The organism is Streptomyces sp. NPDC050549 (assembly GCF_040655035.1).
In the GTDB taxonomy this organism is placed as follows: Bacteria; Actinomycetota; Actinomycetes; order Streptomycetales; family Streptomycetaceae; genus Streptomyces.
Genome location: NZ_JBFAJD010000072.1, coordinates 1 through 24,815 on the forward strand (window position 1 = coordinate 1; position 24,815 = coordinate 24,815).

The 24,815-nt window shown below is 70.9% G+C and carries 25 protein-coding genes and 2 pseudogenes; 12 read left to right on the forward strand and 15 right to left on the reverse strand.

Annotated elements, in window-relative coordinates:
• Window positions 1-82 precede the first annotated feature (82 nt).
• From AB0I51_RS46370 to AB0I51_RS46410, 9 genes and pseudogenes are all read right to left on the reverse strand, one after another.
• Window positions 83-1,420: an aromatic acid/H+ symport family MFS transporter gene (locus AB0I51_RS46370; protein ID WP_362985228.1), complete on the reverse strand. Its 1,338-nt coding sequence runs from the start codon at window positions 1,418-1,420 to the stop codon at window positions 83-85.
• Between the two features lie 125 nt (window positions 1,421-1,545).
• Complete coding sequence (locus tag AB0I51_RS46375; protein ID WP_362985229.1) at window positions 1,546-2,496, reverse strand: catechol 2,3-dioxygenase; 951 nt, start codon at window positions 2,494-2,496, stop codon at window positions 1,546-1,548.
• Window positions 2,477-3,610 (reverse strand): 4-oxalomesaconate tautomerase, encoded by a 1,134-nt coding sequence (locus AB0I51_RS46380; RefSeq protein WP_362985230.1) that lies wholly within the window; start codon window positions 3,608-3,610, stop codon window positions 2,477-2,479. Before AB0I51_RS46380 ends, AB0I51_RS46375 begins: the two co-directional genes overlap by 20 nt.
• A complete protein-coding gene (locus tag AB0I51_RS46385) occupies window positions 3,607-4,311 on the reverse strand; it encodes a 4-carboxy-4-hydroxy-2-oxoadipate aldolase/oxaloacetate decarboxylase (protein ID WP_362985231.1) in 705 nt (234 codons plus the stop codon). Before AB0I51_RS46385 ends, AB0I51_RS46380 begins: the two co-directional genes overlap by 4 nt.
• 2 nt (window positions 4,312-4,313) lie before the next feature.
• Window positions 4,314-5,099: a PIG-L deacetylase family protein gene (locus AB0I51_RS46390; RefSeq protein ID WP_362985232.1), complete on the reverse strand. Its 786-nt coding sequence runs from the start codon at window positions 5,097-5,099 to the stop codon at window positions 4,314-4,316.
• 62 nt (window positions 5,100-5,161) lie between these two features.
• Window positions 5,162-5,812 (reverse strand): GntR family transcriptional regulator, encoded by a 651-nt coding sequence (locus AB0I51_RS46395; RefSeq protein ID WP_262062166.1) that lies wholly within the window; start codon window positions 5,810-5,812, stop codon window positions 5,162-5,164.
• A gap of 164 nt (window positions 5,813-5,976) precedes the next feature.
• Window positions 5,977-6,585: pseudogene (locus AB0I51_RS46400) on the reverse strand (LysR family substrate-binding domain-containing protein); the annotation flags it as partial.
• Between the two features lie 105 nt (window positions 6,586-6,690).
• Window positions 6,691-7,413 (reverse strand): response regulator transcription factor, encoded by a 723-nt coding sequence (locus AB0I51_RS46405; RefSeq protein WP_362985234.1) that lies wholly within the window; start codon window positions 7,411-7,413, stop codon window positions 6,691-6,693.
• Between the two features lie 301 nt (window positions 7,414-7,714).
• Window positions 7,715-7,897, reverse strand: coding sequence for a hypothetical protein (locus tag AB0I51_RS46410; protein ID WP_362985236.1), 183 nt, complete (start codon window positions 7,895-7,897; stop codon window positions 7,715-7,717).
• A gap of 202 nt (window positions 7,898-8,099) precedes the next feature.
• On the opposite strand from AB0I51_RS46410, the gene AB0I51_RS46415 reads away from it, so the two are divergent.
• The 9 genes and pseudogenes from AB0I51_RS46415 to hemC all read left to right on the forward strand — a co-directional run bounded on the left by AB0I51_RS46415 (window position 8,100) and on the right by hemC (window position 17,026).
• Window positions 8,100-9,260 (forward strand): histidine kinase, encoded by a 1,161-nt coding sequence (locus AB0I51_RS46415; protein ID WP_362985238.1) that lies wholly within the window; start codon window positions 8,100-8,102, stop codon window positions 9,258-9,260.
• A gap of 22 nt (window positions 9,261-9,282) precedes the next feature.
• Window positions 9,283-9,927: a response regulator transcription factor gene (locus AB0I51_RS46420; protein WP_362985239.1), complete on the forward strand. Its 645-nt coding sequence runs from the start codon at window positions 9,283-9,285 to the stop codon at window positions 9,925-9,927.
• Between the two features lie 226 nt (window positions 9,928-10,153).
• Window positions 10,154-10,372, forward strand: a pseudogene (locus AB0I51_RS46425) (MMPL family transporter); the annotation flags it as partial.
• A 146-nt stretch (window positions 10,373-10,518) separates the two neighbouring features.
• On the forward strand, window positions 10,519-11,730 hold the full coding sequence (locus AB0I51_RS46430; protein ID WP_362985241.1) for a sensor histidine kinase: 1,212 nt from the start codon (window positions 10,519-10,521) through the stop codon (window positions 11,728-11,730).
• A complete protein-coding gene (locus AB0I51_RS46435) occupies window positions 11,727-12,416 on the forward strand; it encodes a response regulator transcription factor (RefSeq protein WP_362985243.1) in 690 nt (229 codons plus the stop codon). The genes AB0I51_RS46430 and AB0I51_RS46435 overlap by 4 nt, the downstream gene beginning before the upstream one ends.
• A gap of 71 nt (window positions 12,417-12,487) precedes the next feature.
• The gene (locus AB0I51_RS46440) at window positions 12,488-13,462 is read left to right on the forward strand and encodes an ATP-dependent DNA ligase (protein WP_362985245.1); all 975 of its coding nucleotides are present in this window, start codon (window positions 12,488-12,490) and stop codon (window positions 13,460-13,462) included.
• Window positions 13,463-13,597: 135 nt separating this feature from the next.
• Window positions 13,598-14,374: an NPP1 family protein gene (locus AB0I51_RS46445; RefSeq protein WP_362985247.1), complete on the forward strand. Its 777-nt coding sequence runs from the start codon at window positions 13,598-13,600 to the stop codon at window positions 14,372-14,374.
• A 77-nt stretch (window positions 14,375-14,451) separates the two neighbouring features.
• Window positions 14,452-16,020, forward strand: a complete 1,569-nt coding sequence (locus AB0I51_RS46450; protein ID WP_362985249.1) for a glycosyl hydrolase family 65 protein — start codon at window positions 14,452-14,454, stop codon at window positions 16,018-16,020.
• 70 nt (window positions 16,021-16,090) lie between these two features.
• Window positions 16,091-17,026 (forward strand): hydroxymethylbilane synthase, encoded by a 936-nt coding sequence (hemC, locus tag AB0I51_RS46455; RefSeq protein ID WP_362985251.1) that lies wholly within the window; start codon window positions 16,091-16,093, stop codon window positions 17,024-17,026.
• Between the two features lie 25 nt (window positions 17,027-17,051).
• Here the strand turns inward: hemC and AB0I51_RS46460 are convergent, their stop codons facing one another.
• The 4 genes from AB0I51_RS46460 to AB0I51_RS46475 form a co-directional block, all read right to left on the reverse strand.
• Window positions 17,052-17,567 (reverse strand): hypothetical protein, encoded by a 516-nt coding sequence (locus tag AB0I51_RS46460; protein ID WP_362985253.1) that lies wholly within the window; start codon window positions 17,565-17,567, stop codon window positions 17,052-17,054.
• 189 nt (window positions 17,568-17,756) lie between these two features.
• Window positions 17,757-18,617, reverse strand: a complete 861-nt coding sequence (locus AB0I51_RS46465; protein WP_362985255.1) for an ABC transporter permease — start codon at window positions 18,615-18,617, stop codon at window positions 17,757-17,759.
• Window positions 18,577-19,437, reverse strand: coding sequence for an ATP-binding cassette domain-containing protein (locus AB0I51_RS46470; RefSeq protein WP_362985257.1), 861 nt, complete (start codon window positions 19,435-19,437; stop codon window positions 18,577-18,579). The genes AB0I51_RS46465 and AB0I51_RS46470 overlap by 41 nt, the downstream gene beginning before the upstream one ends.
• On the reverse strand, window positions 19,434-19,889 hold the full coding sequence (locus AB0I51_RS46475; protein ID WP_362985259.1) for a MarR family transcriptional regulator: 456 nt from the start codon (window positions 19,887-19,889) through the stop codon (window positions 19,434-19,436). Before AB0I51_RS46475 ends, AB0I51_RS46470 begins: the two co-directional genes overlap by 4 nt.
• 145 nt (window positions 19,890-20,034) lie before the next feature.
• Between AB0I51_RS46475 and AB0I51_RS46480 the strand changes: the two genes are divergently transcribed.
• Window positions 20,035-20,838, forward strand: coding sequence for a VOC family protein (locus AB0I51_RS46480; RefSeq protein WP_362985261.1), 804 nt, complete (start codon window positions 20,035-20,037; stop codon window positions 20,836-20,838).
• A 3-nt stretch (window positions 20,839-20,841) separates the two neighbouring features.
• On the opposite strand, the gene glgX is transcribed toward AB0I51_RS46480, so the two are convergent.
• Both glgX and AB0I51_RS46490 read right to left on the reverse strand, forming a co-directional pair.
• Window positions 20,842-22,950 (reverse strand): glycogen debranching protein GlgX, encoded by a 2,109-nt coding sequence (gene glgX / locus AB0I51_RS46485; RefSeq protein WP_362985269.1) that lies wholly within the window; start codon window positions 22,948-22,950, stop codon window positions 20,842-20,844.
• A 23-nt stretch (window positions 22,951-22,973) separates the two neighbouring features.
• Window positions 22,974-23,477 carry a pep a2 gene (locus tag AB0I51_RS46490; protein WP_362985263.1) on the reverse strand — a complete coding sequence of 168 codons (504 nt, stop codon included), beginning with the start codon at window positions 23,475-23,477 and terminating at the stop codon, window positions 22,974-22,976.
• Between the two features lie 298 nt (window positions 23,478-23,775).
• Here AB0I51_RS46490 and AB0I51_RS46495 point away from each other — a divergent pair, with 298 nt between their 5' ends.
• Together AB0I51_RS46495 and AB0I51_RS46500 are read left to right on the forward strand one after the other, a co-directional pair.
• Entirely contained in the window at window positions 23,776-24,084 is a 309-nt protein-coding gene (locus tag AB0I51_RS46495) for a DUF5133 domain-containing protein (protein WP_362985265.1), read from the forward strand.
• Window positions 24,085-24,157: 73 nt separating this feature from the next.
• Window positions 24,158-24,815: maltotransferase domain-containing protein (locus tag AB0I51_RS46500; RefSeq protein ID WP_362985267.1), on the forward strand; the 658-nt coding region annotated here is incomplete at its 3' end.

The window sequence follows — 24,815 nt, forward strand, 5'->3', positions numbered from 1 at the left end:
GGGTAGTCGCCCGCGTCGTAGAAACGGACCTCGGCGCCGAGGGTGGCCGCGGCGCGTTCGGCCTCGTCCCTGACCTTCCCGGTCAGTGGGTGCCGACCAGCTCCTGCGGAGTACTGGTCTGCGCGGCCTGCTTCGAGCTGCGCAGGGCGGCGATCCCGATGAAGACCATGGACGACAGACCGGCGATGGCGAAGGACGTGAAGCCCCAGTCGCCGTTGCCGGAGGCGAGCAGCTGGCCGCCGAGCCACGGGCCGAAGACGGCGCCGAAGCGGCCCATGCCGGAGGTCCAGCCGACGGCGGTGGCGCGGTTGTCCGGGGTGGAGCGGATGGAGACCGTCGCGTAGATCATCGTCTGGGCGCTGTTGAGGAAGACGCCGGTGAGGAAGACGACCAGCATCGTGACGGCCTGGTCCATGTGGACACCCAGCAGGAAGACGCCCACAGCGGTGAGCGCGAACCAGATCGACGAGATGCGCGGAGCGCCGAATCGGTCGGCGGCGCGGCCGGCGGCGAGCATGCCCACGATGCCGCCGAGGTTGAACACGACGACGAAGGTGAGGGCGTCGGCGAGCGCGTAGCCCTCGGAGCGCATCAGGGTGGGCAGCCAGGTCGCGACGCCGTAGACGAGGAGCAGGCCGCCGAAGGAGGCGAACCAGTACAGCAGGGTCTGGAGCCATGCGCCGCCGCGGAAGAGGTCGAGCAGGGCGTCCCAGCGGTCGGCCGCCGTCTTCTTGCCGGTCGCGGCGGGCAGTTCGACCTCGAAGCGCTCGGCGAGGGCGGCGGCTTCGTCGGTGCGGCCCTTGGCGACCAGGAAGCTCAGCGACTCGGGCAGGAACTTCAGCAGCACCGGGACGAAGAGCAGCGGGAGGACACAGACCCAGAAGGCGGCGCGCCAGCCGACCGGGTCCACCAGCCACTTGGCCACGTAGGCGGAGAGGATGCCGCCGGCGTGGTGGGCGGTCATCAGCATGCCGATGGTGAGGGCGGTCCGGCCGCGCGGGGCGTAGTCGGAGACCATGCTGATCGCGGTGGGCAGCAGACCGCCGAGGCCCACGCCGGCGAGGGTGCGGCCGAGGCCGAAGACCTCGACGCTGCCGGATACGGCGCAGATGCCGGAGGCCAGCGAGAAGAGCGTCACGCAGGCGATCATCAGCTGCTTGCGGCCGATCCGGTCCGCGACCGTTCCCGCGGTGAGGGCGCCCACCAGCATGCCGAAGGTGGCGTAGCTGCCGAGGTCGCCGGCCTGGTCCGCGGTGAGACCGAAGGTCTTCGTCTCCAGCAGGTGCGGGAGCACCGAGCCGTAGATGAACATGTCGAGGCCGTCGAAGAGGACGGCCAGCCAGCACAGACCGATGACCAGGAGGGCCAGCCGGCTGCCGCGGGCGGACAGAGCGGGGGACGGGGAGGGGGAGGAAGACATCGTTGGTTACCTCTCGTGCTTGGTGCGCCAGACGCTAAGGAGTCACCCCCGCGATAGTCAACGTTTTTGTCAACAATCTCATCGACAATCGGGTGGGGGTGACTCCGGCGGCTCCCACGCGTCGCTCAGCCAACCGGCGGAGTCCCGTGCGTGTGGAAGGACTCGATGGTTTTCAGGCCCCAGGCCTGCCCCTTCTTCCGCTCTTCCTCGGTCCAGGTGATCAGCGGCCAGTCGGGCGCCAGGACGAGGCGGGTGAGCGGGTTGCACAACTCGATGCGGTTGCCGCCGGGTTCGTAGACGTAGAGGAAGAACGTCTGCTGGATGGCGTGCTTGTGCGGCCCCGTCTCGATGAACACGCCCGTGTCGATGGCGAGATCGGCCGCGCGCAGGATGTCCTCACGGGTGTCGGTCGCGAAGGCGATGTGGTGCAGCCGCCCGGTCGAACCGGTCCAGTCCTCGGTGTAGACGACGTCGTACGACTTGTTCGTGTACGTCAGCCAACGCGCCGCGATCCGGCCGCTGTTGAGCCGGATCTGCTCCGTCGGCCTTGCGCCCAGCACATGCTGCTGGAACTCGGCACTCGAAAGCACGTCCGCGGCGAGGAAGTTGATGTGGTCGAGGCGGCGGACCCCGACGCCCCGGTTGGGTTTGGCCTGCGGCTGGTTCTTCAGGGCCGGTTTCAGCTCGTCGGGGGCCCGGTAGTGCTCGCTCTCCCAGTAGAGGGCGTGCTCGTGGCCGTCCGGGTCGGTGGTGACGTAGAGCTTGCCGAGGCCGGGTTCGTCCTCGGTCCATCGGCCGGTGCCGCCCGCGTCCTCGACCGCCTTGATACGGCGCTGGAGGGCCTCCTCACTGGATGTCCGCAGGGCGAGGCGGCCGAGGCCGGGCTGTTCGCGGGCGGTGAGGACCAGGCTGTGGTGCTCGTAGTCGTCGTAGGTCCGGAGGTGGACGGTATCGCCGTCCTGCCCGTTGACGGTCAGCCCGAGGTAGTCGGTGAAGAAGGCGACACTGGCGTCCAGGTCCGGGGTGAAGAGCTGGGCGTGGCCGATATGGGCGATGTCACCGAGCGGCGGAGCCATCGTTGCCTCCAAGGGGTCGTACGGGTGCGGGTGCGGGGGCTGTTTCGGCGAACCGGGGGAACACGGTGCCGTCGAAGATCTTGCGGGCGGTGCGCACCACGGCGGTTCTGCGGACCACGGGAGCGGTCTCGCCGGATGCCGGGGTCACGCTAGTTTCGATGTCTAGGAATCCACTGGGATGCTCGATGCGAATTCGGTCACTTTGTTCCGTGACATCCGCGATGCCCTCCCCCACCCCGCCGGGCAGGAGCAGTCCCGCCGCCACGCTCGCGGCGCCGAGAACGCCGATCGAGGTGTGGCAGCGCACGGGGATGAAGGTGCGGGTCGTCACCGCGCCACCGTCCCTGGGCGGCGCCAGGAGGGTGAGTTTGGGCACCGTGGTGTGCTCGACGTCCCCGAGGCCCATCAGCTTGCCGGCCTCCAGGCGGATCTCCCGGAGGCGGTCGGCGAGAATCCGGTTCTCTTCCAGGTCCTGGGGGCTCTCGCAACCGGTGACGTCCAGCGCGGCGGCCGGGATCAGGACGACCGGCATGCCGTTGTCGACGCACGTCACCTCGGTTCCGGCGATGACGTCACGGATGCGGGCGGTCGGCAGCAACGGGCTTGCGCCCTGCGGGAATTCGATGACCACGGGGGCCGCGGTGCCGGGCACGCCGGAGATCTCGGCGGTGCCGGTGTAGTCGACCCGGCCGCCCGGCGTGGGGAAGCTCGCGATCGCGAGTTCCCCGGTGTTGAGCATGCGGATGCGGACGGACGTCTCGCCGTCACCGGGGGCCACGAGCCCCCGCTCCACGGCGAACGGGCCTATTCCGGCAAGGATGTTGCCGCAGTTCTGCCGGTCGGTGACCTCGGGGCGGTCGACGGCGACCTGGAGGAACAGGTAGTCGACGTCGGCCTCGGGGTCGGCCGAGACGGAGATCACCCCGACCTTGCTGGTGAGCGGGTGGGCGCCGCCCAGACCGTCGATCTGGCGCGGGTCGGGACTGCCCATGACCCGCAGCAGCAGGTCGTCGCGTGCGGCGGGGTCTGCGGGGAGGTCCTCGGCCAGGAAGTAGGCACCCTTGGAGGTGCCGCCGCGCATCAGCATGCAGCGCACCTCTGCGGGCCCGGTCACGACCCGGCTCCGGTGTACTCCTCGTACGACCGGTACTCGACGCCGAGTTGCTTGAGAGTGTCGCGCAACCCGTAGCGGTCCAGGCCGAGTTGGCCCTCCAGGAAGGCGGCGCGGGTGGCCGCTTCCTTCGCTTCGCGGGCCTCGGACTTCTCGGCGGTCCCGCGGGCCTTCTCACGCGGTACGACCACCACGCCGTCGTCATCGGCGACGATCACGTCACCGGGGCGGACGACCTGGCCGTCGATGGCGATGGGCACGTTGACCGAGCCGCCGGTGGCCTTGACGGTGCCCTGCGAGGAGACGGCGCGGGACCAGGCGGCGAAGCCCATGTCACGCAGTTCCTGGGTGTCGCGGATACCCGTGTTCAGCACCACGCCTCGCACCCCGCGCTTCTGCAGCGCGGTGGCGAAGAGCTCGCCGAACAGGCCGTCCGTGCACGGGGAGGTGGTGGTGACGACCAGGATGTCGCCCTCGCCGCACTGCTCCACGGCCGCGTGGATCATGAGGTTGTCGCCGGGCCAGCTGAGCACGGTGACGGCGGTTCCGGCGACCCGAACTCCCTGCTGAACGGGGCGAATTGACGGGCCGAGCAGGCCCGTACGTCCCATGGCCTCGCTGACGGTGGCCACGCCGAAGGCGGCCAGCGCCTCGACGTCCTCGGCGTCGGCCTTCGGGGGGTTGGTGACGATCACGCCGCCCATGGTTATGCCAGCTCCTTCGCGATCTGCGGGTAGGGACGCATGTACGCCTCGGCCATCGTCTTGTGGGCCAGGCCCAGGTTCGGGCCGGCGTTGCGCTTGAGCTGGACACCGCGGCGGACGGCCAGGTCGGTGTAGTAGTCCCACAGGTGCTGCTGGGCGCCGAGGCACTCCATCGCCTTGCGCTTGGTGTCCCACACCTCGGTGATGTCGAGGAGGACCTCGGGCCTGAAGCCGCTCATCTCGGGCTGGTGCGGCTCGAAGTAGAAGACCGGCGGGGCGCCGATGATCTCGCCCGCACCGGGGTAGCCGATGGCCTGCGCCAGGACGCGGGCCTCCAGCGCCATGCGGTTGGCGGCCGGATGGTCGCCGTTGTAAGGGTCCTCGGTGGGGTGGGTGAGGACGACGTCCGGCTGTGTCTCGCGGTAGACGGCGACGAGTTGGTCCGTCAACTCGGCGGTGGCGACCAGGGGGTAGTCGCCCGCGTCGTAGAAACGGACCTCGGCGCCGAGGGTGGCCGCGGCGCGTTCGGCCTCGTCCCGGCGTATCGCCTTGATCTCGTCCAGCTGCTTGCCCTCACGCCAGGCCTTGGCGGACTCGCCGCGCTCGCCGAAGGTCAGACAGGCGATGGTGACCTTCTCGCCACGGGCGGCGGCCAGGGCGATGGCTCCGCCCGCCCGCCACACGAAGTCCCCGGCGTGCGCCGTGACGACGAGTGTCGATCGTGATGGAGGTCCCCCCGCGCGAGCGCCGTCGAGCGTGGGGGAGGCGGGCGCGTTGCCGTGCGTCATTGCGTCAATCTCCTTGGTGGACAGGTGTGCGCCCGCCCCCAGCTGCGCCGATCCGCCGCGCGTCAGTCGCGCAACGCCTCGATCACACTGGTGAGATGGGCGCGGACGGCCGCCTCGGCCGCCTGCGGGTCCCTGGCCGTGATCGCCTCGATCATTGCCAGATGCTCGTTCAGGGACTGCTGCGGACGCCCCGGCCGCAGTGCCAACTGGAAGCGGTGACGCACCAGTTGGGCGTTGAGTCGTTCCAGGAGGGCCAAGGCCGTCTGCTGGCCGGAGAACTCCCGGACCTTGTCGTGCAGTTCGTGGTTGAGCTCGGAGTACGTCACCGGCTCGCCGTCGGCCACGGCCTTGGTCATGGCCCGGCCCAGATCCGCCAGTTCGGTCAGCTGCTCGTCGCTGGCCGCGACGGCTGCCTTGGCCGCGCACAGTCCCTCCAGGACCATGCGGCACTCCGTGATGGCGACCGCTTCCTCCACGGTCACCACCCGCACCCGGGAGCCCCGGTTGCGGATCCGCTCGACCAGTCCTTCGGCCGCCAGATCGATCAACGCCGCGCGGATGCTGGCCCGCGTCACATCGAGTTGCTCGGCGAGCTCGTTCTCCACCAGCCGCTGTGCCGGTGCCATGTCGCCGTGCAGGATCGCCTGCCGCAGCTGCGTGAGCGCATGCTGCTTGGCCTGCTCCCCGGTGCTCGGACGGGCTTCTTTCGGCATCGTTGCCCTCCCTGAGTGAGTGCCTGTCGAACCTAAATCTAGCCAAACAAGATTGTCAACAATTTTGTCCGCCGTATTGCAGGCATCCTTCCGCCCATACTTGCCCCAGACATGCCCTCGCCCGCCCATGGACCAGTCGCGGACGGGCGGTGGACCGCCTTCCGCTACGGCTCGCGGTAGAGCGCGGTGAGCATTTCCAGCAACGCCTGCGTGGCCGGATGCGGGTCGTTCTTCCACCAGGCGAGCCGCACGGCGATGGGCTCCCCGTCGCGCACCGGGCGGTAGACGACTCCGGGCCGCGGGTACTGGTTGGCGGTCGATTCCGCGGTCATACCGACGCTGCGGCCGGTGGCGATCACGGTGAGCCAGTCGTCGACGTCGTGGATGTCCTCGGTGACCGGCCGGGAATCGGGCGGCCACAGGTCGGCGGTCGTCGTGCCGGTACGGCGGTCGACGAGGAGGGTGCGCCCGGCGAGGTCGGCCAGCCGGACCGAGCGGCGGCGCGCGAGGGGGTCGTCGGAGGCCATGGCGCACAGCCGTCGCTCCAGCCCGACGATGGCCGACTCGAACCGCCGGTCGCCGAGGGGGCGGCGGACGACGGCCAGGTCGCAGCCGCCTTCACCCAGTCCCGACGTGGCCGAGTTGACGCGGACCAGGTGCAGGTCGGTCTCCGGGTGCGTCAGGCTCCAGCGGCGCTGGAACGGGAGTGTGCGGCGGCCGAGCGCCGACCAGGCGTAGCCGACGCGCAGATGGGCGTGGCCCGAAGTGGCGTCCGAGAAACGGGCGGCGTCACGTCACCGTGACACCGCCCGGCACCCCACTTCACAAGGGTCCATATTCGCTTCGCGAATCCCATGCAACTCCCCGACGGGGAGCGCTCACCCCTCGCCGGCCGCCCTCCCGAGCCAGTACCCGAACCCCCGCCGCGTGTGGATCAGCGCCGCCCCCTCCTGGTCCACCTTGCGCCTCAGGCGGGAGATCAGCTGCTCCATCGCGTTGTCGCCGCGGAAGTCACCCCAGACGTACCGGCTGATCTGCTCCTTGGACAGCACCTTGTGCGCGTTGATCAGGAGGTGGCGCAGAAGTCGATACTCCGCCGGTGTGAGATCGAGTGTGCGCCGGCCGCGCCGTGCCTGGCAGGTGGTGTCGTCCAGGACCAGGTCGGCGTAGTGCAGCGCGCCGTCCCGGCCGCCACCCCTGGCGCGCAGCAACACCTGGACACGGGCGAGCACTTCGGCGATCCGGAACGGCTTGGTGACGTAGTCCCGTTCCCCCGCGCCCAGTTCGGGCAGCAGCCTGTCCAGGGTGTCCCAGGCGGTGAGCAGCAGGACGGGCGGGCGATGCGTGACGAGTCGGCCGCTCTGCTCCAGGGCGTCCATCTCCGGCAACTCCGCATCGATGACGACCAGTTCGAACCGCTGCTCCGCCAGCCGCGACACCACCTCGGCACCGCTGCCGGCCGTCCTGATCCGATAGCCGGCCAACTCCAGTGTCGTGGACAGGAGTTCCGCGTTGTCCGCATCGTCCGCGGCGACGAGCAGGTGCTGCCCGCCACCGCGGGCGAGTGATGGTGTCTCACTGATGCTGCCGTACGTGGACATGCGCTCGGCCTACCGTCCTGCTTGCCTGACTCAAGGAATATCCATTCGATTGCTTGACTCAAGTAAGTCGCATATGCTTGCCTAACTCAAGGAAGCCCGCCGTGAGGGCGGGGTCGCAGAAGACAGGAGCACAGCTGAGCCCTCGCTCACCAGAGCCGGGGCCGCCTTGAGCGGAAGGCGGCCCCCGCGCCGAACCCGTGGGGACGGGGGTCGGCGCCGTCCCGGACCCGGTCGCCGGCCACTCCCCCAGATCGGCGCCGGGTCCGTGGACATCGGGTTCGCCCCGTGGGCAGGCAGGTCGTCAGACCGGTTTCCGGCGGGTCCGGAACAGGCTGGTGCCCGCCCCGAGCGAGACCGCGCCCATGCCGACGCCGGTCAGGACGGCCTGCGGGCCGTCGGCCACGAAGGGCGCGGCGGAGGCGACGACCAGATTGAACAGGAACAGGAACCACAGCACGGGTCTCGACGCGAGCAGCGGCTTCATGAATGGTTTCCTCCGGATCGAGCAGACTTGGATCTTGGTTGACGTGGTGCTTCAACGATTCCGTCGTCCGCCCGACGACACGAGGGAGCGATCTCCCGAACCCGTGGTGGAGCGGGCTCCCGGACCCGTGGTGGAGCGGCCTGCACCACGGCCGAGCGGTCCGCTCCGGCACTCGCCGCCCCCCGTGCCTGACCTGAACTCCATGCGCGCAACCCTGCGGCAGGCGGGCCGGGCCACACTCCACCTGGTCATCTCCGCCGCGATGGCCTTCGGGTCGTACATCTTCGTGACCGTGCTCCTGATCACCGCGATCCTCACCGTCACGGTGGTCGGCGCGTTCATGTTGCCCGAGACCGTGCTGCTGATACGGCGGATCGCCGGGGCCAAGCGGCAGCAGGCGGGCGCCTGGACCGGGCGGAGGGTCCCCGAGGCGTACCAGCCGCTGAACGGCACCGTCCGGAAGCGGCTGCGCACGGCGGTCCGCGACCCGAGCACGCTGACCGACTTCCGCTGGACGGTCGCCTACTACGGCTACGGCGCCCTGCCCGTGCTGATGCTGCCGTTGTGGCCGCTGGGTCTGGTCGTCGACGGGCTGTGGTGCGGGCTGCTGCGCCGCGAGGCCGTCGTCCTGCCGTTGATCAGCCGGCTCGCGGACCTGGACGCCGAGTGGTCGACCGCCCTGCTGAAGCCGTCACCGAAGGCCCAACTGGCCGTTCGCGTCGAGGAGTTGATGCAGACGCGGGCGGGCGCGATCGCCGCGCACGGGGCCGAACTGCGGCGGATCGAGCGGGACCTGCACGACGGGACGCAGGCCCGGCTGGTGTCGCTGTCGATGCGGATCGGTCTCGCCAAGCGGGCCTACGACCAGGATCCGGCCGCGGCCCGGCGGATGCTCGACGAGGCGCAGACGCTGGCCGAGGACGCGCTGACGGATCTGCGGCACGTCGTCCGCGCCATCCATCCGCCGATCCTCACGGACCGGGGCCTGGTCGGCGCGGTGCGCGCGCTGGCCGCCAGCAGCGCGCTCGGTGTCACCGTGACCGTGGACGGCCTGACCGACGGACACGACGGGCCGCGCGCCCCGGCGGCGGTGGAGGCGGCGGCGTACTTCGTGATCGCCGAGTCGCTGACCAACGCGGCCAAGTACAGCGGCGCCGACCGCGCCGAGGTCCATCTCGCCCGCGCCCGCACCGGACTGCGCGTCCGGGTGCGCGACGAGGGCCGAGGTGGTGCCGACGAGGCGGGCGGATCGGGGCTGCTGGGTATGCAGCGCCGGGTCGCCGCGCTCGACGGCAGTGTGACTGTGACCAGCCCCGTGGGGGGACCTACCGTGATCGAAGTGGAGCTGCCGTGCGTCTGGTGAGCGTGGTTGAGGCGGGGCTGTCATGAGGGTAGTGATCGCCGAGGACAACGCCCTGCTCAGGGAGGGCCTGGTCCTCCTGCTGACGTCGGCCGGACACGAGGTCGTGGCCGCCGCGGGCAGCGGCCCCGAGGTGCTGCCCGCGCTGCTCGAACACCGGCCGGACGTGGCCGTGTTGGACGTGCGGATGCCGCCCGGTTTCCGCGACGAGGGGCTGCGGGCCGCGCTGGAGGCACGGGAGAAGATCCCGGGGCTGCCGGTGCTGGTGCTGTCGCAGTACGTCGAGGAGTCCTACGCAGCAGAGCTGTTGGGCGTCGGGGCGAGCGGGGTCGGCTATCTCCTCAAGGACCGGATCGGCCGCGTGGACGAGTTCCTCGACGCGCTGGAACGGGTGGCGGCCGGCGGTACGGCGCTCGACCCCGAGGTGGTGACCGAGTTGCTCACCCGGCGCCGTAATTCGCCACTGGACTCGCTGACTCCTCGTGAGCGGGAGGTGCTGAAGCTGATGGCGGAGGGCCACGACAACACGACGATCGCGAGGACCCTGGTCGTCACGGAACGCGCGGTCAGCAAGCACATCGGCAATGTGTTCCTGAAGCTGAGCCTGCCGCCGAGCGACAGCGGGCACCGCCGGGTGCTGGCCGTGCTGGCCTATCTGCAGAACGTGTGACACGCGCGCCGCCGGTCGTGCCACGGGATGACACGGGCGGCGGCGCGTACTGCGTTCTCAGTAGCCGCGATCGTCGGCAGCCGCACGACGACGGGACGGGGGTCCGCCCGCGAGTCTGGGCCGGTCCCCGAGAGCAGATGTGGAGCACTCCGTCCCGTGGCTACTTTCCTCCATCGACTGGGCCGACTCGCCTTCCGGCGGCGCTGGTCGGTCACCCTGTTCCGGGATCTGCTTCGGGCTCGCGGCGGTCGTGCTGTTCGACGCGTTCGTGGTCCGGACGGCGATCGTGCCCGCCGTACCGGCGCTGTCGGGCCGGGCCGCCTGGTGGCTGCCGCGCCCGCTGGAGCGGCTGCTGCCGAACATCGACGTCGAGGGCGAGGCGCTCACCCGCAAGGAGCCGGCGGCCCCCGCCGTGCCCGACCCGGTACCGGTCACCCGTGCCTGACTCCGCCCCTCCCCCGACGGGCCGCCCGCAGAGCGTGACGCGGGCGGCCCGGGCGCCTGTCCCCGGACCCCGCCGACGGGAACCCGGCCCCGGGTCAGGACCGGGCATCGCCCACCATGGCCCCAGGATTCCCACCGGAGACACCGATGCACCACAGCTGGCAGCGCTACGCGGACGAGCACATCCGCACCGTCGACACCATGTCGGCGGTGCTGCTGTTCGCCATGTTCCTCTTCGGCAGCGAGTTGAACGTGCCGCGCGGTCCCGGGCCCGACGCGGTGGGCCCCACCATCGCGCTGGCCACGGCCTCCTGCGCGGCCCTGTTCTGGCAGCGGAGCCGCCCTCGCACGGTCGTCGCCGTGACGGCGGTCGCCGCCGCCGGAGCCGCCGCGCTGGGCTGCCTCCTCACCCCGCTGATGCTGGGGCCGCTGATGCTGGCCCTGTACCGGCTGGCCGTCCTCACCCGCCGCAGGACGGCCCGGCGCCACTTCCTCGCGTCGGTCGTGCTGGTGGTGACCACGGCGACGCTGGTGGACCCGGTGCAGCACCCCTGGCCGTTCAGGACGGTCGGCCCGGCCGCCTGGCTGCTGCTGCCGGTGGTCGCCGGGAACGCGCTGCGGCTGCGGGACGCCTATCTGGAGGCGGTGCAGGCGCGCGCCGAGTACGCCGAGCGCAGCCGGGAGGAGGAGGCCCGGCACCGGGTGGCCGAGGAACGGATGCGCATCGCGAGGGAGTTGCACGATGTCGTCGCCCACCATCTGGCCCTGGCCCACGCCCAGGCCGGCACCGCGGCCCACCTGGCGCGCACCCACCCCGACCATGTGCAGAGGATCCTGACCGAGCTCGCCGGTACGACGTCCTCCGCGCTGCGCGAAATGAAGGGCACGGTGGGTCTGCTGCGCCGGGCCGGCGATCCCGGCGCGCCGCTGGCCCCGAGTCCGGGGCTGGCCCAACTCGCCGAACTGACCGGCGCGTTCGCCACCGCCGGACTCACCGTCACCGTCACCGCGGAGGGCGAACGGCGCCCGCTGTCGGCCGGGGTGGACCTGACGGCGTACCGGATCGTGCAGGAGGCCCTCACCAACGTCAGCAAGCACACCACGACCGGATCGGCACAGGTGCGCCTGCGCTACAACCTCGACCGCCTGACCGTCACGGTCTCCGACGACGGAGCGGGTGCGACCACCGTCCCGGCACCGCCCCGTGGCCAGGGCTTCGGGCTGATCGGGATGCGGGAGCGCGCCCGGTCGGTCGGCGGTGCCCTGCGGGCCGGGCACCGGATCGGGGGCGGCTTCGAAGTCACCACCGAACTGCCGCTGTATCCCGGCGTTCCGGAACGGGAAGAGAGAACCCCATGACCATCCGTGTGCTGCTCGCCGACGACCAGGCCCTGCTGCGGGCCACCTTCCGGATCCTGATCGACACCTGCGAGGGCATGGAGGTGGTCGGCGAGGCGGCCGACGGCGCCGAGGCGATCGCGCTGGCCGGTGAACACCGCCCCGACCTCGTCCTGATGGACATCCGCATGCCCGGCACCGACGGTCTGACCGCCACCACCGCCATCTGCGCCGACCCGGCCCTGTCCGGCACGCGCGTCCTGGTCCTCACCACTTTCGAGGTCGACGAGTACGTGGCACAGGCGCTGCGGGCGGGAGCAAGCGGTTTCCTCGGCAAGGACGTCACCGCCGAGGCGCTGCTCGCCGGCATCCGCACGGTCGCGTCCGGCGACTCCCTGCTCTCCCCGCTCGCCACCCGCACCCTGATCAGCCGTTTCCTGGCCACACCCGCGCCGAGCGTCCGGCCGGCGACGCCCGGCCGGCTCGGCGTCCTCACCGCCCGTGAACGCGAGATCATGGCCAGGGCGGCCGAGGGGCGCTCGAACGACGAGATCGCCGAGCAGCTGTACGTCAGCCCGCTGACCGTCCGCACCCATGTGCACCGCGCCATGACGAAGCTGAACGCCCGCGACCGGGCCCAACTCGTCGTGATGGCCTACCAGTCGGGGCTGGTGCAGGCACCGCCGCCGTCCGACTCCGCGCTCTGACGGAGCGCCCGTTCAGGCGAACCCCGCGCCGAAAAGGCGTGCCGCCCCCGCTCGCCGTCGACACCTGTGCCGTGCCCCTCCCCCGCATCGCACCCATGCTCGCCGCTCCCGGCACCCTTCCACCCGCCGGACAGGACGCCCGCTGGGCCTACGAGACCAAGCAGGACGGCCAGCGCGTCCTGGTGTATCTCCCCGGCGACGGCAGCGTCCTGCTGCGCGCCCGCTCCGGCGCGGTCATCACCGGCGCCTATCCCGAACTCCTGGCGCTGGGACGCGCGTTGGGCTCCACGCCGACCATCCTGGACGGTGAGGTCCTGGCCCTCGACGAACAGGGCCGCGCCGACTTCCAGTTGCTGCAGAACCGGATGGGTCTGGCGCACTCGCCCACTCTGGCGTCACACCGAGCCGCGAACACCCCTGTCCATCTGGTGCTGTTCGACGTCCCCCACCTCGGCCGGCCGCTCCTCGGCCTTCCTTACGCCGAGCGCCGCGCCGAGCTGGAGCGGCTCGGCCTGCACGGCCCGTACTGGTCAACTCCCGCCGCGCTCAAGGGACATGGCACCGAGGCGCTGCGGGCCACCCGTGCACACGGGCTGGAGGGCCTGGTCTGCAAGCGGCTGGACTCGGCCTACGAGCCCGGGGTGCGGTCCCGGGCCTGGATCAAGATCCGCAATCTGCGCAGCGAGGACGTGCTGGTCGGCGGATGGGTGCCGGGCAAGGGGCGGCTGTCGGGTCTGCCGGGCGCGGTGCTGGTGGGGCAGCGCGCGGGCGGGCGGCTGCGGTACGTCGGCAATGTGGGCACGGGCTGGAGCGAGGCCGAACGTGCCGAACTCGCCGCGCTGTTGCGGGCCGCCGGGACCGACGCCTGCCCCTTCGATCCGGTACCGGCGGTGGCCGGGGCGCGCTGGGTGGTGCCCCGGCTGGTCGGCGAGGTCCGCTACAGCACCCGTACCCGGGCCGGGATGCTGCGGCAGCCGTCCTGGCTGCGGCTGCGCCCCGACCTGGCACCGGAGGAGTCGGCCGCCGACCTGCCGGAGGACCGATGAACTTGCGTAGCTCAAGCATTGGGTGGCGTGTCACCATCGTGACACCTCACTCACTTGGCGCGTACATGAAAAGCAGGGACTCTGAAAGCCCTTTCCATCCATAGCCGTCGGGCTGCGCCCGAAAAGGAGGACGCAGTGTCGTACCGGAAGTCCCGGACCCGCCGCGGAAGGTGGCTCGCCGGTCTCGGCGGTGCCGCCGTACTCGTCATCGCCTTCCCTTCCACCGCCTTCGCGGCACCGCCGAAGGCGCTGCCCGCGAACGCCGAGGCGGCCGAGCAGACGTATCTGGCCGCCTTCGACTACGACACGGACGGCTGCTACCCGACGCCGGCGATCGGCCCCGACGGGACCGTCAACGGCGGCCTGAACCCGACGGGTTCGCTCAGCGGCGAGTGCCACGACGCCTCGGACCTCGACAACACCAACAGCTACTCGCGCTACAAGTGCAACAACGGCTGGTGCGCCTACATGTACGGCCTGTACTTCGAGAAGGACCAGGCCATCGCCAACTCCAGCATCGGCGGGCACCGCGACGACTGGGAACACGTCGTGGTGTGGGTGCAGAACGGCACGATCCAGTACGTGTCGACGTCCAACCACGGTTCGTTTACCGTGCACGCGGCCTCCGAGGTCCGCTTCGACGGCACGCACACCAAGATCGTCTACCACAAGGACGGCATCGGCACGCACGACTTCCGCCTCGCGAACGCCAACGACGAGCCGCCGGAGAACGACAAGCACACCTGGCAGTACCCGCCGCTCGTCGGCTGGAACGGCTACCCGGCGGGCCTGCGCGACAAGTTGAGCGCCTACGACTTCCGCAGCGCGAACTTCGGGCTCAAGGACGCCAACTTCGTGGCCCACCTCACGTCGGCGAAGCCTTCCGGAATCACGTTCGACCCCGCCGCCTGACGGTACCGTCCACAGAGCACCATCGTTCACAGGGCTCCCGGGACCATCTCGACCCCGGGAGGCCGAGAGGACGGAACGTGGCAGCTGAACGCAGGGTCTCGCGGCGGGCTCTCCTGATCGCGCTGGGAATCGCCGGGGCGACGGCCATCCCCGCGGGTGCGCAGGGCCCGGCCCCCGGGAACGGATACACCATGCCCACCATCGCCTTCGACGACCCGGCCACCCAGCGCCGGCTCGGTGCCCTGTACTCGTCCGCGCTCAGGTCCGTGTCCGACGCCAACACCATCGGCGCGGACCGCTCGGTGTACGACAGGGCCGGCCTGCTCCGCTACCCGCCCGGCACGGTCGTGCGCGCGGGCGGCGGCTATCCCGCACCCCAGCGCTGGACGCGGGACGCGGCCGTCAACGCGTGGAGCGGGGTCAGCCTGCTGGCGCCCGAGGTCGCCCGCAACACCCTGTGGTCCGTGGTCGACCGCGCGCGGGACGGCCTCGTCGTCCAGCAGGACAACCAGTGGTGGGACCAGATCGTGTGGGTCCTGGCCGCCCACCACCACTACCTGGTCACCGGCGACCGCGACTTCCTCACCCAGGCCCACGACACGTCCGCGCGCACCCTCGCGGCCCGCCGCGCCCAGCACTTCAACCCGACGTTCGGCCTCTTCGGGGGCCCGGGCTTCATGAACGACGGCATCTCCGGCTACCCCAGCCCACCCGCCTCGGCGTCCGTCCACTCGTCCTTCGTCCTGGACCACCCGCGCACCGACAAACTGCTGTGCCTGTCGACCAACTGCCTCTACTACGGCGCCCATCTCGCCCTCGCCGCCATGTCCGAGGCCGTCGGCCGCCCCGTGGAGGCCGCCTCGCTGCGCTCGGACGCGGAGCAGCTGCGCACGGCGATCGACCGGCACCTGTGGCGCCCGGACGCCGGCACCTACGGCTACCTCCTCCACGGAGAGGGCCCGCTCGCCGGACACCTCGACACCTCGCAGGAGGGCGCGGGACTGGCCCTCGCCGTCCTCCTCGGCGTCGCCGACACCGAACGCGCCGGCCGGATCCTCGACGCCACACACTGGCAGCCGTACGGCATCGTCAACGTCTGGCCGCACTTCCCGCGCTTCGACGACCGGCACCCGGGGCGGCACAACGTGATGGTGTGGCCGATGGTCCACGGGCTGTACGGCCAGGCCGCGGCCGACGCGGGCCGCACCGAACCGTTCGCCCTCGCCGTCGACACCCTCGCCGGTCTGATCTCCACGAGCGGCGGCTTCTACGAGCTGTACGACTCGGTGACCGGAGCCGTGGACGGCGGCTGGCAGGGGGGCGCCAGTGGCCACGCGAACCACTTCGTGTCCCAGCCCGATCAGACCTGGTCGGCGACCGCGTATCTGCGGCTGATCCACGACGGTCTGTTCGGCCTGACGTTCACGGACGGCTCGCTGCGGCTGCGCCCGTGTCTGCCCCCGACCTGGGGGGCGGTGAGTCTGCGCGGGCTGCGGTACCGGGACACGACCCTCGACGTGACGCTGAGCGGGGGCGGGAGCCGGGTGCGGTCGTGCACGGTCGACGGGCGGCCGGGGGAACCGGTCGTGGCCGCGGACGGGACCGGTCACCGCACCCTGCAGCTCGTGCTCACCGACACGGCATGACGTATATGTCACTCTCGCCGGGTGCGGGGTCCGGTCCACGGCGCGGTGCCGGAAGGTCTATCGTGTCCGCATGTCCGTGCCCGAACTGATCCGAATCGTCTCCCGTGACTCGCCCATGGCGCTGGCCCAAGTGGAGCGTGTCCGCGCCGAGTTGGCCGTCCTTCATCCGCAGGTGCGCACCGAGGTCGTACCGGTGAAGACGACCGGCGACAAGTGGATGGGCGACCTGTCCGCCGTCGAGGGCAAGGGGGCGTTCACCAAGGAGGTGGACGCCGCGCTGCTCGCGGGTGAGGCGGATCTCGCGGTGCACTGCATGAAGGACGTGCCCGCCGACCGTCCGCTGCCCGCCGGTACGACGTTCGCCGCGTTCCTGAAGCGGGACGACATCCGCGACGCCCTGGTCCACCCGGGCGGGCTGACTCTCGACGAGCTGCCCGCCGGTACCCGCGTCGGCACCTCCTCGGTCCGCCGGGTCGCGCAACTCGCTGCCACGCACCCGGAGTTGGAGTGCGTGCCGTTCCGCGGCAACGTCAACCGGCGGCTGGAGAAGCTCGCGGCGGGCGAGGCGGACGCGCTGCTGGTCGCGATGTCGGGGCTGGAGCGCATCGAGCGGCTGGACGTGGCCACCGAAGTGCTGTCCGCCGAGGCGATGATGCCGCCGATCGGCGCGGGCATCCTCGCCCTGCAGTGCCGTGAGGGCGACACCGACGTCATCGACACGATCAGCGGGCTCGGTCACCCCGAGACGCATCGTGAGGCGACGGCGGAGCGCATGTTCCTGCACGTCCTCCAGGGGCACTGCAACAGCCCGATCGCCGGCTACGCCCAGGTCGACCGGAGCGGTGAACTGTCGCTGCGCGCCTGTGTGTTCACCCCGGACGGCAAGACCCGGCTGAACGCCCACGAATGGGCGGGCCGACTGGACCCGGCAACGCTCGGCACCTCGGTGGCCGTGGCGCTGCTGCGGCAGGGCGCCCGCGAGATCATCGACGGCATCCCGCACTGACCGGAAGAGCCCGGCCCCGCAGCTCTCAGGGGGTGCCGGGCTCCGCCTGGTCGCGAAGGAAGTTGCTCACCTGGTGCGCCAGGCCGTCCCGCTCGGCACCGGCCGCGACGGTCTCCTCGCACAGCCCGATGCCGCCCGCCCACAGGCGCCGTTCGGTCCACTCCTCCTCGACCCGCAGCTGCACCTGTACGTCGACCTGTGTCAGGGACGCCTCCGGGCCGGCGGCGTAGAGGACGGCGGTGGCGCGGCGCAGCGGGTAGACGTCGAAGCCCTCGATGAACTGCGAGCTGCGCCAGTCGATGAAGGCGCTCTCGCCGTCCGGGCCGACCCGGATGTCGATCTGGCCGTCCTCCAGGTGGATGCCGAGGTGCCTGGCGCCACGGTTCTCGACGGTGACACGGAGAGTGAAGTACGTCAGCCCTTCGGCGGCGTCGTCGCGTCCGCGCGGCGGCTCGGCTGCCGCCAGGCTGTGGACGCGGACACGCAGACCGGCATGTTCGTCGTACTCGTGCCAGTCCCCGACCACGTTCGGCTCGTACACAATGCACCCTCTCGACCTCAGAGAGCTGCTTCCTATCCGTGTGCTCAGCGCACTGTCAAATGAGCAGAATGCGCTGTGGCCAGCGTTTTCGCCCGCTTGATCACTGATCAAGCCGTGCGCAGCAGGAATCCGGTTTCCGGCCACCGAACCGCGGTCGGGGGCGTGCCGCACATCACGTCCCCGGCAAGATCAGCGGGCCAGCCGTCCGAGCAGCGAAGAGGCGGCGGCGATGCCCAGTGCGGCGGCCACCAACAGGACGGCGAAGTCGGTGCCCACGTGCGACGGGGTGCCGAGCAGCAGCCCGCGCAGGGCGTCCACTTCGTAGCTGAGCGGGTTCGCCTTGCTCACCGCCTGCAGCCAGCCGGGCATGATCGCCACCGGGTAGAGGGCGTTGGAGCCGAAGAACAGCGGCATGGTGATGGCCTGTCCGAAACCCATCAGCCGGTCGCGGCTGAGCACGATGCCGGCGATGGTCATCGACAGACAGGAGAAGAAGGCCGAGCCGAGGATCACGATGGCCCCGACACCGATCAGCTTCAGCGGGTTCCAGGTCAGCGCGACTCCGAGGATCGCGGCGATGACGACCACGACGACGGCCTGGATCAGCGACTTCACTCCGGCCGCGAAGGCCTTGCCGGTGATCAGCGCCGAGCGCGGAGTCGGGGTGACGAGGAGCTTGTTGAGGATGCCGGCGTCCCGCTCCCAGATGATCTGGATGCCGTAGAAGATGGCGATGAACATCGCGGACTGGGCGATGATGCCCGGGGCGAGGTAGTCGATGTAGGGGATGCCGCCAGTGGGGATCGCCTTGATGCGGGTGAAGGTCTGGCCGAAGATCAGAAGCCACAGGGCCGGTTGGACGGCTCGGGTGTACAACTCGGTGCGGTCGTGGCGGAGTTTCTGGAGTTCGACCGCGCACATCGCGATCACGCGGGCGGGCAACAGGCGCCAGCCGGACCGGGGTCGGGGCGGCGTGAGCAGCAGGTTCAGGTCGTACTCGGGGGCGGGGTCAGCCGACGCGGTTCGCGGTGCGGCGGGTGCTTCGGACATCGCGGAAACCTCCTGACTGGTCTTCGAGACCGCTGCCGGCGATGTCCCGGAAGACGTCCTCGAGGGTGGGCAGCGGATCGGTGGCGGGGGCGCCCTCGGCGCGGCGGCGTTCGCCCAGGCCCTCGCGGAGCTGGACCGGGGTGCCCAGGGCGCGGATGCGGCCGCGGTGCATCAGGCCGACGCGGTCGCAGTACTGGTCGGCCTCGTCCATGTAGTGCGTGGTGACCAGGACGGTCATGCCGGTGGCCTCGCGCACGGCGTTGATGTGCTCCCACACACTGGTGCGGGCGATCGGGTCGAGGCCGATGGTGGGCTCGTCGAGGATGAGCAGGCGGGGCGCGCTGACCAGGGCCTGCGCGAGTTCGAGCCGCCGGACCATGCCGCCGGAATAGGTGTTCGCGAGCCGGTCTGCGGCGCCGGTGAGGTCGACGGCTCGCAGGGCCTGTGCGACACGGGCGGCACGTTCTCTGCGGGGGACGTCGAATACGCGGGCGAAGAGCGCGACGTTCTCGCGGCCGGTGAGCCCGCTGTCGGCGGACAGCTGCTGCGGGACGTAGCCGAGCATGCGGCGCACCGACATCTGTTCCCTGGCCGTGTCGTGGCCGAAGACGTGGACCATGCCCGCCGGGACCGGGAGCAGGGTGGTGATACAGCGGATGGCCGTGGTTTTCCCGGCTCCGTTGGGGCCGAGCAGTCCGAAGACCTCGCCCTCCCCCACGGACAGGTCGAGCCCGTCCACCGCGGCGGTCTCGCCGAAGGAGTAGGTGAGCCCTGTGCAGCTGACGGCTGCGGACCGCCCGGTGGCGGTGTCCTGCGTCATGAGTCCTCGGCCTCCTCGTGCAGATTGACGGCCAGTTGGTGCAGGGCCGGGATCGCCGCGCGCAGCGCGTCCCGGTCCGCCTGGTCGAGACGGTCCACCTGGCCGCGGACAAGAGCGGCGCGCCGTGCGTGCCAGTCGCCTAGGCGGGTCTTGGCCGCCTCGGTGAGCTGGAGGCGGGCGGCGCGCCGGTCGGCGGGGTCCGTCTCACGGATCAGGAAGCCGTCCCGGGCGAGCTGGTTGACGAGGGTCGACACCGAGTTCCCGGCGAGGAACAGCTCCTTGGCCGCCTCCGAGATGCCGATGCCGGGCCGGACCTCGACCAGGCGCAGCAGCTCCACCTCGGCGCCGCGCAGTCGCGGCATGGTCATCTCGCTGCGCAGTCGCCTGCGGATCAGCCGCTGGACTCCGACGAGCGCGTCGGCCAGCTCTTCCGGGAAGTTCTCGGTCTCCACACCCGAAGATTACCTCTTTAACAGAGGTAACTAACCCAAAAGGATGGTCAAGACACCCGCTCGGGAGGCAGCGGGACCGATTCCGGTTGGACACTGAGAAGGAGACCGGTGGCCGCCGGTCCCAGGAGATCGGAACGCGACTGCCATGAACCACGACAGAAATACGTCCCCCGGTGAGCCGGACGCCGTCTCCACCCGCTCGATGTTCGGCGCCCCCTGCTGGGTGAGTCTCACCAGCCGCGACGTGGAGACCACCGAGGCGTTCTACGAGGCCGTGTTCGGCTGGAAGTGGCGCTCGGCCCGGCTCGGCGACCACTTCCGGATCGCCACGGCGAACGACATTCCGGTGGCCGGCCTGGGCGCGGTGGCCACCGTGTGGCAGATCGCGGTGGCCTGGACGCCGTACTTCGCCGTGCCCGACGCTGATGTGGCCGCGGCCCGGGTCCGCGAGCGCGGCGCCACGGTCGCCGTGGGCCCGCTCTCCTTCCCGCCCGGCCGCGCGGCCCTGCTCGGCGACCGGGACGGCGCGACCTTCGGCATCTGGGAGGGCGACCTCATGGGCGGCTGGGAGACCTGGCGCCGCTCGGCCCCGGCCTTCGTCCGTCTGCACACCCGCGACGCCTTCGACGCGGCGATCTTCTACGGCGAGGTCCTCGACTGGGCGTCGGCGGACCCGGCGAGCTGCGAGGTCCGCTACGAGGGCGGGGAGGTCGTCCTGCGCAGCGGCGGCAATGTCGTGGCGCGGATCGAGTCGGGCGCGCTGGAGGCGACTCCCGACCCGACCGTCCGCCCGCACTGGCAGGTCCATTTCGCGGTCTCGGACATCCGCTCGTGCGCCCGGGTCGTGGCCTCGCACGGCGGGAGCGTCCTGCGGGAGAACGACCACGAGGCCGTGCTGCGCGACCCGGACGGCGCCCAGTTCACCGTGACCTCGCACGGGGCCCCCTGACGCTCAGCGCCGAGCCGGCCGCGAGAGCAGCACCAGACTGCGCGCCTCCACGGCCATCTCCGTGCCCGCCTTGTGCTCCGTCTCGTCCGGAGTGCCCTGCGGCTCGGCGGTGTCGATCAGGGTCGTCCAGCGTTCGCCGTAGGTGACGTCGGGCAGGCGGAAGTCGACGGGCTCCCAGTAGCTGTTCAGCAGGAGCAGGAAGGAGTCGTCGACGACGGGCCCGCCGTGCGGATCACGTTCGGCGATGGCGTCGCCGTTGAGGAAGACACCGACCGAGTGCGCGTCGGAGCGCAGCCAGTCCCGGTCGGTCATCTCGCGGGCGTCGGGCAGCAGCCACACCAGGTCGGGCAACGGCTGTCCGGGGTGCACGGCGGTCTCGCCGCGGAAGAACCGGCGGCGGCGCAGCACGGGATGAGCCGCGCGCAGCCCGATGACGTACCGCGTGAACGCGGCGAGTTCGCGCTGCTCGTCGGTCAACTCCCAGTCGATCCAGGAGACTTCGTTGTCCTGGCAGTAGGCGTTGTTGTTGCCGCGCTGGCTGCGGCCCAGTTCGTCGCCGTGGGCCAGCATCGGGATGCCCTGCGAAAGGAGCAGCGTGGCAAGGAAGTTGCGCTGCTGACGGGCGCGCAGTTCCAGCACGGCGGGGTTGTCCGTCTCCCCCTCCGCACCGCAGTTCCAGGACCGGTTGCTGCTCTCGCCGTCCCGGTTCCCCTCCCCGTTGGCCTCGTTGTGCTTGTCGTTGTACGAGACAAGATCACGCAGGGTGAACCCGTCGTGCGCGGTGACGAAGTTGACGCTGGCGCGCGGGCGGCGCCGGCTGTGCTGGTACAGGTCGGAGGAGCCGGTGAGCCGGGACGCGAACTCGCCGAGCGTGTGCTCGCCGCCCCGCCAGAAGTCCCGTACGGCGTCGCGGTACTTGCCGTTCCACTCCGACCACAGCGGCGGGAAGTTGCCCACCTGGTAGCCGCCCTCCCCCACGTCCCACGGTTCGGCGATGAGCTTGACGCGGCTGATCACCGGGTCCTGCTGGATCAGGTCGAAGAAGGCCGACAGCCGGTCCACCTCGTGGAACTGCCGTGCCAGCGTGGCCGCGAGGTCGAAGCGGAAGCCGTCGACGTGCATCTCGGTGACCCAGTGCCGCAGCGAGTCCATGATGAGCTGGAGGACGTGGGGGTGCCGCATCAGCAGGCTGTTCCCGGTGCCCGTCGTGTCGTAGTAGTGGCCCCAGTCACCGTCCACCAGGCGGTAGTAGGAGGCGTTGTCGATGCCCCGGAAGGACAGGGTGGGACCCTTCTCGTTGCCCTCGGCGGTGTGGTTGTAGACGACGTCGAGGATGACTTCGAGTCCGGCGGCGTGCAGCGCCTTCACCATGGACTTGAACTCGGTCACCTGCCCGCCTCGTTCGTGGTGCGCGGCGTAGGCGTTGTGGGGCGCGAAGAAGCCGATGGTGTTGTAGCCCCAGTAGTTGGACAGCCCACGGTCCTGGAGCACCCCGTCCTGCACGAACTGGTGCACCGGCATCAGCTCCACGGCGGTCACCCCGAGCGAGACGAGATGGTCGACGACGGCCGGGTGGGCGAGTCCCGCGTAGGTGCCCCGGAGGTCTTCCGGGACCTCCGGATGGGTGCGGGTCAGCCCCTTCACATGGGCCTCGTAGATCACGGTGTCGGCGTACGAACGCCGGGGCGCCCGGTCGTCACCCCAGTCGAAGAACGGGTCGGTGACCACCCCGAGCATTCCGTGCCCGGCACTGTCGCCAGGAGCAGGGCCCGCCGCACGCTCGTACAGCGAGGGGTTGTTGTCGATCTGGCCGTCCACCGCCCGGGCGTACGGGTCGAGGAGCAGCTTCGCCGGGTTGCAGCGGTGTCCGGCGGCCGGTGCCCACGGGCCGTGCACCCGGTAGCCGTAGCGCTGCCCGGGGCCGATGCCCGGCAGATAGCAGTGCCACACGAAGCCGTCGGCCTCGGTCAGCCGGACGTTCCGGTGGCTGTCGTCGTCCTCGACGAGGACCAGGTCGACGCGCTCGGCGACCTCGCTGAACAGTGCGAAGTTGGTGCCCTGCCCGTCGTAGGAGGCACCCAATGGATAGGGGTGCCCGCTCCACACGGACACCCCTTTCCGGCGCGGGCTCGCGGTCACCGGGCGTCCTCCAGGACGCCGTGCGCCGGGCGCGTCGGCAGCGCGGCCGGTACCTCGCGGGGAAGGTCCAGCATCTCCCGCAGGCGCGGCGCGGGTGTCCTCGGGACGCGCGGGACGCGTTCGCCGCTGGGGGCGCGCTGCGAGAACCAGATGACCTTGCTTCCGGTGTCGGTGGCGCAGCAGCCCCAGCCGTCGCTCATCGCGGCGATCCGGGCGAGGCAGGCGCGCAGATCCTGGTCCGGGCGCAGGTCGCGGTCGTTGTCGCCGATGGCGGTGATCAGGTGCTGGCCGTTCCACCAGAGCTCGATCGACGTGTCCTTGTCCGTGGCGTGTTCGTCGATGGCCCGCAGCAGAAGCTCGGCGCCGCAGCAGACGGGGTCCACGAGAACCTCCAGGTCCCAGAGGCGGAGATGGGCGGCCACGATGCGGCCGACCTGCCCGATCCGTTCCGGACTGACTTCCACGTCGAGGTGGTAGTAGCAGGGCACTGCGGTCTTCATCTTCGTTGGCTCCCTACCGGCGAAGCTCGCGCTTCCCCTCGCCCTGCGGGGCCGAGGCCCCGAACACGAAGCGTGAGCACTGATCGCTTCTGAGTCAGCTCCAGAGTGCGAGCGCTAGGCCATTCGTGCAACACGAGCGACGGGTGGGGTAGTTGAAGATCCAACAAGACGCTTGGTCATCACCTGTGCACCATGAGTGAAAGCCTCGACTGCCGTGCCGGAGCCATGCCGCTCCGCGCACGGCCGCCACCCGACGGTCGGGAAACGCGGTCCGCCGAGGCGGAAGGTGAACAGCGCCATGCTGCTACCCGCCAAGGCCGAAGTGGGCCGCCAACTGCGGCGCTACCGGGCATGGGAACGAGTGATGCTCGCGTCGCCGGGCGACCGGACGGTACGGGCCACCTTCGAGGACTCGGGCTACACCCTGTGCGTGCTGATGGGGAAGCGCTGCGCGCGCGAGGCCTCGGAAGCAGCCGAACGCTATCTGCGCAGCAGCGTGGGCTCGTACCTCCAGGAGCAGAACGGACGCCCCTTTACGACGGCTGTCGTGCACCGCGGGCCACCCGTCGGCGTCGCCGTCGACCGGCGTTCCCCGGCGGGAAGGTAGTCCCCCTTCCGGCGCAGCTTGGCCCCCCCACCGGGTGAACAGCCCGGCCACGAGCACGGCGGAGGTGAGATCCATGAACGCGACCCCAGCACCCATCGGCCGCATTCCGGTACGTGACGTGCGCCCGGCCGTGGACAGTGGCACGCGCCCGGCGAAGGCGGTGGTCGGCGAGACGTTCCAGGTCACCGCCACAGTGTTCCGCGAGGGCCATGACACGATCGGCGCGAACGCCGTTCTCCGTGACGAGAACGGCCGCCCCGGCCCCTGGACCCCGATGCGGGAGCTCGCCCCCGGCACCGACCGCTGGGGCGCCGAGATCACCCCGGACGCGCCGGGCCGCTGGTCCTACGTCGTGGAGGCCTGGGGCGACCCCGTCGCCACCTGGCGCCGGGCCGCCCGCATCAAGATCCCGGCCGGCATCGATGTCGGCCTGATGCTGGAGGAGGGCGCGGAGCTGCACGCGCGCGCCGCCACGGGGGTGCCCGAGGGGCCGGCACGGGCTGCGGTGCTGGCCGCCGCGGAGACGCTCCGCGACGACTCACTGCCGGTGGGGACGCGGTTCGTGGCCGCGTTGACGCCGGAGGTGGACAAGGTCCTCGCCCGGTATCCGCTGCGGGAGTTGATCACGGCCTCCGAACCGCGCGCGCTGCTGGTCGAGCGGGAGCGGGCGCTGTACGGCGCCTGGTACGAGTTCTTCCCCCGCTCCGAGGGCACGGCGGCCGAGCCGCACG

Coding starts and splice junctions, on each gene's coding strand:
- AB0I51_RS46370 (WP_362985228.1), bottom strand. CDS start 1,420: ATGTCTTCCTCCCCCTCCCCGTCCCCCGCTCTGTCCGCCCGCGGCAGC.
- AB0I51_RS46375 (WP_362985229.1), bottom strand. CDS start 2,496: ATGGCTCCGCCGCTCGGTGACATCGCCCATATCGGCCACGCCCAGCTC.
- AB0I51_RS46385 (WP_362985231.1), bottom strand. CDS start 4,311: ATGGGCGGCGTGATCGTCACCAACCCCCCGAAGGCCGACGCCGAGGAC.
- AB0I51_RS46390 (WP_362985232.1), bottom strand. CDS start 5,099: ATGACGCACGGCAACGCGCCCGCCTCCCCCACGCTCGACGGCGCTCGC.
- AB0I51_RS46395 (WP_262062166.1), bottom strand. CDS start 5,812: ATGCCGAAAGAAGCCCGTCCGAGCACCGGGGAGCAGGCCAAGCAGCAT.
- AB0I51_RS46405 (WP_362985234.1), bottom strand. CDS start 7,413: ATGTCCACGTACGGCAGCATCAGTGAGACACCATCACTCGCCCGCGGT.
- AB0I51_RS46410 (WP_362985236.1), bottom strand. CDS start 7,897: ATGAAGCCGCTGCTCGCGTCGAGACCCGTGCTGTGGTTCCTGTTCCTG.
- AB0I51_RS46415 (WP_362985238.1), top strand. CDS start 8,100: ATGCGCGCAACCCTGCGGCAGGCGGGCCGGGCCACACTCCACCTGGTC.
- AB0I51_RS46420 (WP_362985239.1), top strand. CDS start 9,283: ATGAGGGTAGTGATCGCCGAGGACAACGCCCTGCTCAGGGAGGGCCTG.
- AB0I51_RS46430 (WP_362985241.1), top strand. CDS start 10,519: ATGCACCACAGCTGGCAGCGCTACGCGGACGAGCACATCCGCACCGTC.
- AB0I51_RS46435 (WP_362985243.1), top strand. CDS start 11,727: ATGACCATCCGTGTGCTGCTCGCCGACGACCAGGCCCTGCTGCGGGCC.
- hemC (WP_362985251.1), top strand. CDS start 16,091: ATGTCCGTGCCCGAACTGATCCGAATCGTCTCCCGTGACTCGCCCATG.
- AB0I51_RS46465 (WP_362985255.1), bottom strand. CDS start 18,617: ATGTCCGAAGCACCCGCCGCACCGCGAACCGCGTCGGCTGACCCCGCC.
- AB0I51_RS46470 (WP_362985257.1), bottom strand. CDS start 19,437: ATGACGCAGGACACCGCCACCGGGCGGTCCGCAGCCGTCAGCTGCACA.
- AB0I51_RS46480 (WP_362985261.1), top strand. CDS start 20,035: ATGAACCACGACAGAAATACGTCCCCCGGTGAGCCGGACGCCGTCTCC.
- AB0I51_RS46490 (WP_362985263.1), bottom strand. CDS start 23,477: ATGAAGACCGCAGTGCCCTGCTACTACCACCTCGACGTGGAAGTCAGT.
- AB0I51_RS46495 (WP_362985265.1), top strand. CDS start 23,776: ATGCTGCTACCCGCCAAGGCCGAAGTGGGCCGCCAACTGCGGCGCTAC.